Source organism: Citrobacter sp. wls718, assembly GCF_005280945.1.
Taxonomy (GTDB): Bacteria; Pseudomonadota; Gammaproteobacteria; order Enterobacterales; family Enterobacteriaceae; genus Citrobacter; species Citrobacter gillenii.
In genome coordinates this window covers 238469-244824 of sequence record NZ_SZWV01000102.1, presented here as the reverse complement: position 1 = coordinate 244824, position 6356 = coordinate 238469, and the positions used below count along the sequence as shown (strand labels likewise).

Annotated in this window: 6 protein-coding genes; 4 read left to right on the top strand and 2 right to left on the bottom strand. The window is 55.1% G+C overall.

The window, feature by feature from the left end; translation table 11 throughout:
- Nucleotides 1–81 precede the first annotated feature (81 nt).
- The 3 genes from deoA (at nt 82) to deoD (ending at nt 3499) form a co-directional block, all read left to right on the top strand.
- Entirely contained in the window at nt 82–1404 is a 1323-nt protein-coding gene (gene deoA / locus FDW95_RS19800; RefSeq protein WP_115259523.1) for a thymidine phosphorylase, read from the top strand.
- Nucleotides 1405–1456: 52 nt separating this feature from the next.
- Nucleotides 1457–2680, top strand: a complete 1224-nt coding sequence (gene deoB / locus FDW95_RS19795; protein WP_096758401.1) for a phosphopentomutase — start codon at nt 1457–1459, stop codon at nt 2678–2680.
- A 99-nt stretch (nt 2681–2779) separates the two neighbouring features.
- Nucleotides 2780–3499, top strand: a complete 720-nt coding sequence (deoD, locus tag FDW95_RS19790) for a purine-nucleoside phosphorylase (RefSeq protein WP_000224864.1) — start codon at nt 2780–2782, stop codon at nt 3497–3499.
- A gap of 85 nt (nt 3500–3584) precedes the next feature.
- On the opposite strand, the gene lplA is transcribed toward deoD, so the two are convergent.
- Entirely contained in the window at nt 3585–4601 is a 1017-nt protein-coding gene (gene lplA / locus FDW95_RS19785) for a lipoate--protein ligase LplA (RefSeq protein WP_115259522.1), read from the bottom strand.
- 22 nt (nt 4602–4623) lie between these two features.
- Entirely contained in the window at nt 4624–5265 is a 642-nt protein-coding gene (locus FDW95_RS19780) for a YtjB family periplasmic protein (protein ID WP_096758398.1), read from the bottom strand.
- Nucleotides 5266–5380: 115 nt separating this feature from the next.
- On the opposite strand from FDW95_RS19780, the gene serB reads away from it, so the two are divergent.
- On the top strand, nt 5381–6349 hold the full coding sequence (gene serB / locus FDW95_RS19775) for a phosphoserine phosphatase (protein WP_115259521.1): 969 nt from the start codon (nt 5381–5383) through the stop codon (nt 6347–6349).
- The last annotated feature ends 7 nt before the right edge of the window (nt 6350–6356 follow it).

Here is a 6356-nt window from a genome sequence, read left to right as displayed (position 1 = left end):
TAAGGCGCAAGCCGCCATCCGGCATGAATACGACTTGCCGGGTGGCGCATTGCTTACCCGGCCCATAATCGGGAGGTTCCCTTGTTTCTCGCACAAGAAATTATTCGTAAAAAACGTGATGGTCATGCGCTGAGTGATGAAGAAATTCGTTTCTTTATTAACGGTATTCGCGACAACACCATCTCTGAAGGGCAAATCGCCGCCCTGGCGATGACCATTTTCTTCCACGATATGACAATGCCTGAGCGTGTTTCGCTGACCATGGCAATGCGTGATTCAGGAACCGTGCTGGACTGGAAAAGTCTGCAGCTGAACGGCCCGATTGTGGATAAGCACTCTACCGGCGGTGTGGGTGACGTAACGTCACTGATGTTAGGTCCAATGGTCGCAGCATGCGGCGGCTATATTCCGATGATTTCCGGGCGGGGTCTGGGTCATACCGGCGGTACGCTGGATAAACTGGAAGCGATCCCGGGATTTGACATCTTCCCGGATGACGCGCGTTTCCGTGAAATTATTAAAGACGTGGGTGTGGCGATTATTGGGCAAACCAGCTCGCTCGCACCGGCGGATAAACGTTTTTATGCCACCCGCGACATTACCGCGACGGTGGATTCCATTCCGCTGATCACCGGTTCGATCCTGGCGAAAAAGCTGGCGGAAGGGCTGGATGCGCTGGTCATGGACGTGAAAGTTGGTAGCGGCGCCTTTATGCCAACCTACGAACTTTCAGAAGCCCTTGCTGAAGCAATTGTCGGCGTGGCGAACGGGGCAGGCGTGCGTACCACCGCACTGTTAACCGATATGAACCAGGTGCTGGCTTCCAGCGCCGGTAACGCAGTAGAAGTCCGCGAAGCCGTGCAGTTCCTGACCGGTGAATACCGCAATCCACGTTTGTTAGACGTCACCATGGCGCTGAGTGTGGAAATGCTGATCTCCGGCAAACTGGCGAAAGACGATGCCGAAGCCCGCGCCAAGCTGCAGGCGGTATTGGATAACGGTAAAGCGGCGGAAATTTTTGGTCGCATGGTCGCGGCGCAAAAAGGTCCGACCGACTTCGTGGAAAATTATGCGAAGTATCTGCCGACGGCAATGCTCAGCAAAGCGGTATATGCTGATACCGAAGGTTTTGTTAGCGCAATGGATACCCGTGCGCTGGGGATGGCGGTAGTTTCCATGGGCGGCGGTCGTCGTCAGGCATCGGACACCATTGATTACAGCGTCGGCTTTAGCGACATGGCGCGTCTGGGCGACAGCGTAGACGGGCAGCGTCCGCTGGCGGTGATCCATGCCAAAGATGAAGCCAGCTGGCAGGAAGCGGCGAAAGCGGTCAAAGCGGCAATCAGTCTTGACGACAAAGCGCCAGAAATTACACCGACAGTCTATCGTCGTATAACCGAATAACTGTATACTGATCTGATCGCTTTTTTGCGGCGCAAAAGGTACGGAGAATAATATGAAACGTGCATTTATTATGGTGCTGGACTCCTTTGGTATAGGTGCGACTGAAGACGCTGACCGCTTTGGCGATGTTGGCGCCGATACTATGGGGCATATTGCAGAAGCCTGTGCGAAAGGCGAAGCTGACAATGGTCGCAAAGGTCCGCTGAATTTGCCTAACCTGACCCGTCTGGGCCTGGTGAAAGCTCACGAAGGTTCTACAGGTAAAATTGCCGCCGGAATGGACGGTAATGCAGAAGTGATCGGTGCCTACGCATGGGCGCATGAACTCTCTTCCGGCAAAGACACGCCGTCTGGTCACTGGGAAATCGCCGGTGTGCCGGTGTTGTTTGACTGGGGTTACTTCTCCGATCATGAAAACAGCTTCCCGCAGGAGCTGCTGGACAAACTGGTTAAGCGCGCCAACCTGCCGGGCTACCTCGGCAACTGCCACTCTTCCGGTACGGTCATTCTGGATCAACTGGGCGAAGAACATATGAAAACCGGCAAGCCGATTTTCTATACTTCCGCTGACTCCGTGTTCCAGATTGCCTGTCACGAAGAGACCTACGGTCTGGATAAGCTGTACGAGCTGTGCGAAATCGCCCGTGAAGAACTGACCGAAGGCGGCTACAACATTGGTCGCGTGATCGCCCGTCCGTTTATTGGCGATAAAGCCGGTAACTTCCAGCGTACCGGTAACCGTCACGATCTGGCCGTAGAACCGCCAGCGGCGACCGTTCTGCAGAAACTGGTCGACGAGAAAAAAGGCCATGTTGTCTCTGTAGGTAAGATTGCTGACATTTACGCGAACTGCGGTATCACTAAAAAAGTGAAAGCGACCGGTCTGGACGCGCTGTTCGACGCCACCATCAAAGAGATGAAAGAAGCGGGTGATGAGACCATCGTCTTCACCAACTTCGTCGACTTCGACTCTTCCTGGGGCCATCGTCGCGATATCGCCGGCTATGCCGCAGGCCTGGAGCTGTTCGACCGCCGCCTGCCTGAGCTGATGGAGCTGGTAGGGGAAGATGACATTCTGATCCTGACCGCTGACCACGGCTGTGACCCAAGCTGGCCGGGCACTGACCACACTCGTGAGCACATTCCGGTGTTGATCTATGGCCCGAAAGTCAAACCGGGTTCACTGGGTCACCGCGAGACCTTCGCGGATATCGGTCAGACGCTGGCGAGCTACTTTGGTACGTCGCCGATGGACTACGGTAAAAACATGCTGTAATGCAATTGCCCGGTGGCGCAAGCTTACCGGGCCTACGGTTTTGTAGGCCTGATAAGGCGTAGCCGCCATCAGGCAATAACAATGAAATAAGGATAAAAGATGGCAACTCCACATATTAATGCAGAAATGGGTGATTTCGCTGACGTCGTATTGATGCCTGGCGACCCGCTGCGTGCGAAGCACATTGCTGAAACTTTTCTCGAAGATGTCCGTGAAGTGAACAACGTTCGCGGCATGTTAGGTTTCACCGGGACTTACAAAGGCCGTAAGATCTCCGTCATGGGTCATGGTATGGGTATCCCATCCTGCTCCATCTACACCAAAGAACTGATCACCGATTTCGGCGTGAAGAAAATCATCCGCGTAGGCTCCTGTGGCGCTGTGCGTATGGACGTCAAACTGCGTGACGTGGTGATTGGAATGGGTGCTTGCACCGACTCCAAAGTTAACCGTATCCGCTTTAAAGATCATGACTTTGCCGCTATTGCTGACTTCGACATGGTGCGTAATGCTGTTGATGCGGCCAAAGCGCTGGGCGTAGACGCGCGCGTGGGCAACCTGTTCTCCGCTGACCTGTTCTACTCTCCGGACGGCGAAATGTTCGACGTGATGGAAAAATACGGCGTGCTGGGCGTGGAAATGGAAGCGGCGGGTATCTACGGTGTTGCGGCTGAGTTTGGTGCGAAAGCGCTGACCATTTGCACCGTGTCCGACCATATCCGTACTCACGAGCAGACCACTGCTGCTGAACGTCAGACGACCTTCAACGACATGATCAAAATCGCGCTGGAATCCGTGCTGCTGGGCGATAAAGAGTAATATCTTTAGTGCCGGGGGGCGGCTTCGCCTGACCCGGCCTACGGTTTTGTAGGCCCGCTAAGCACAGCGCCAGCGGGCTTTTTTATTAGCGTACCGCGCTCGCTATCCACGCCGACAGTTCTCGTAGCTCTTTTTCCTGTTGCGGGAAATCGCCAATCAACGCCTCGCACTCCTGTTGCAGCCTGTCCGCCCGATACAGACACCCTTGCAAGCTGCCCGCTAGCGCTTCTAATGGCGCGGGATTGAGGCTGTCGGTAAAGACCTGCGCGCGGGTGATATGGCCTTTCTCCACGTCGAAATGTAACTCGACGCCACCCCAGGTAAAACGCTCATCCAGCAGATGAGAGAAGGCAGGGGCCTGACCAAAGTTCCACTCCCAACTGCTCTGGCGGGCAAACGTTTCGGCGAAGTTGGGCAGATCCGGCGTGTTATCCGGGGAAATAATTTCAGCCGCTACGCGTTCGCCGTAGTGTTGGAAAAAGGCGTCGGTCACGGCTTCACAGATTTTTTCATGAGTGATCTCAGGCAGCAGTTCAACCAGATTCGCGACCCGACCACGCACGGAGGTGATCCCCTTCGCCTGAAGCTTTTTCTGATCAGGGTTGAGGTAATTTGCCAGACGACTGAGGTCGGCATTCAGCAGCAGCGTACCGTGGTGGAACCCGCGATCTTTAGTTTCTCGATACGCCGAACCTGAAACTTTGCGATCGCCTTCGGCCGTTTTGACCACCAGATCGTTACGCCCGGAGGCGTCAGCGTTGACGCCCAGTGCGTTCAGGGCATTGAGTACGATAGTGGTGGAGATGGTTTTGTCGTATTCCGGTTTGCCTGCCATAAAGGTAAAGCAGGTATTACCGAGATCGTGAAACACCGCGCCGCCGCCGCTGCTACGGCGAGCCAGCCGGACGTTATCCTCTTCCATGCGTCGGGTATTGCACTCTTTCCACGGGTTTTGCGCCCGGCCTATGACCACCGTATCGGCGTTGCGCCATAAAAACAGCACGCGCTGCGTGGCGGGCATTTGACGAAAAATGCACTCTTCAACCGCCAGATTAAACCACGGATCGTAAGAGTCGGAGATAAGCAGGCGTAATGTGGTCATGGTTGATTTCCTTCCTGGTGAATTACTCTTTTTTCTCGCTGTCTTCTTCCTGCACCGGTTTGTTGGCGGTCAGCAGGAACGGCGATTGTTGCCAGCGGGTGCGCTTACCTTGCAGTAATGTCCGGGTTAATACCACGCCAATCGCCAGTGACAGGAGCAGCATCAGGCGTAGAATGTTGGTGGTGTTATCCACCTGTTTGGCCTCGGTGGCAAGGGTGTGGGTATCCAGCGTCAGGCGCAGGTAGCCCAGCGGACCATTTTTGCCCTGAATGGGTTCGACAATTTGCTGATTAAAATAGCCCCCGGCTTTTTTACCGTCCAGCGCCAGCCGGTCGCGAACATTCACGCTCTCACCGGCATGCGTAATGAGATCGCCCTGTTCATCATAGACGCCCGCATCGAGAATACGGCTCTCGTCGGTGAGTTGGCGCAGCACGACAGCGATGCGTTTTTCATCCGGCGTTTCGGTACGCATCAGCGGCGCGACGTTTAATGCAACCTGGCGGGCCAGCGTGCGGGCCAGCTCTTCCAGCTGCGGATTTCGCTGCTGTTGATGGTTTTGACTAAACCACGACGCGCCCTGCATCAGGGCGACGAGCAGCGCGAGGCAGGACAATACAATCACTGCACGATGAAGTCGGAATTTCAGTTTTGCGCGAGCCATATTCCACCTGCTGAAAATTTGAGACTTAATGTTGCCAGAAGCGCTGGTTACAGGGTAGCCTCATGCGTTATTTTCCCCTGATGATTCCGACCCGAACGATTTTACAGGAGCTTTAATGCCTAACATTACCTGGTGCGATCTACCTGAAGATGTCTCTCTGTGGCCAGGTCTGCCCCTCTCTTTAAGTGGTGATGAAGTGATGCCACTGGATTACCACGCGGGCCGTAGCGGCTGGCTGCTGTATGGTCGTGGGCTGGATAAACAACGCTTAACGCAATACCAGAGCAAACTGGGGGCGGCGATGGTGATTGTGGCGGCCTGGTGCGTCGAGGATTATCAGGTGATTCGCCTCGCGGGATCGTTAACGCCGCGGGCAACAAAACTGGCGCATGATGCCAAACTGGATGTTGCCCCGCTGGGGAAAATCCCGCATTTGCGCACGCCAGGCCTGCTGGTGATGGACATGGATTCGACGGCGATCCAGATCGAGTGCATTGACGAAATCGCTAAACTGGCCGGAACCGGCGAGATGGTCGCAGAAGTGACGGAACGCGCGATGCGCGGGGAGCTGGATTTCACCGCTAGCTTGCGCAGCCGCGTCGCCACGCTGAAGGGGGCGGATGCCAATATTTTGATGCAGGTACGTGAAAATCTCCCGCTGATGCCCGGCTTAACGCAACTGGTGCTGAAGCTGGAAACGCTGGGCTGGAAAGTCGCGATAGCCTCCGGTGGCTTTACCTTCTTTGCTGAATATCTGCGCGAAAAGCTGCGCCTGACGGCGGTTGTGGCGAACGAGCTGGAGATCATGGACGGGAAATTTACCGGCAACGTGATTGGCGATATCGTCGATGCTCAGTACAAGGCCACCACCCTGACCCGACTGGCGCAGGAATATGAAATCCCAATGACGCAAACGGTGGCGATTGGCGACGGCGCTAACGATCTGCCGATGATCAAAACGGCAGGGCTGGGGATCGCCTACCATGCTAAGCCGAAAGTGAATGAAAAGACGGAGATTACTATCCGTCACGCTGACCTGATGGGGGTGTTCTGCATTCTCTCCGGTAGCATGAACCAGAAATAACGAGGTA

Excerpts from the sequence above, each read along its gene's own strand:
- deoB (WP_096758401.1), top strand. The coding sequence starts at position 1,457 with ATGAAACGTGCATTTATTATGGTGCTGGACTCCTTTGGTATAGGTGCG.
- deoD (WP_000224864.1), top strand. The coding sequence starts at position 2,780 with ATGGCAACTCCACATATTAATGCAGAAATGGGTGATTTCGCTGACGTC.
- lplA (WP_115259522.1), bottom strand. The coding sequence starts at position 4,601 with ATGACCACATTACGCCTGCTTATCTCCGACTCTTACGATCCGTGGTTT.
- FDW95_RS19780 (WP_096758398.1), bottom strand. The coding sequence starts at position 5,265 with ATGGCTCGCGCAAAACTGAAATTCCGACTTCATCGTGCAGTGATTGTA.
- serB (WP_115259521.1), top strand. The coding sequence starts at position 5,381 with ATGCCTAACATTACCTGGTGCGATCTACCTGAAGATGTCTCTCTGTGG.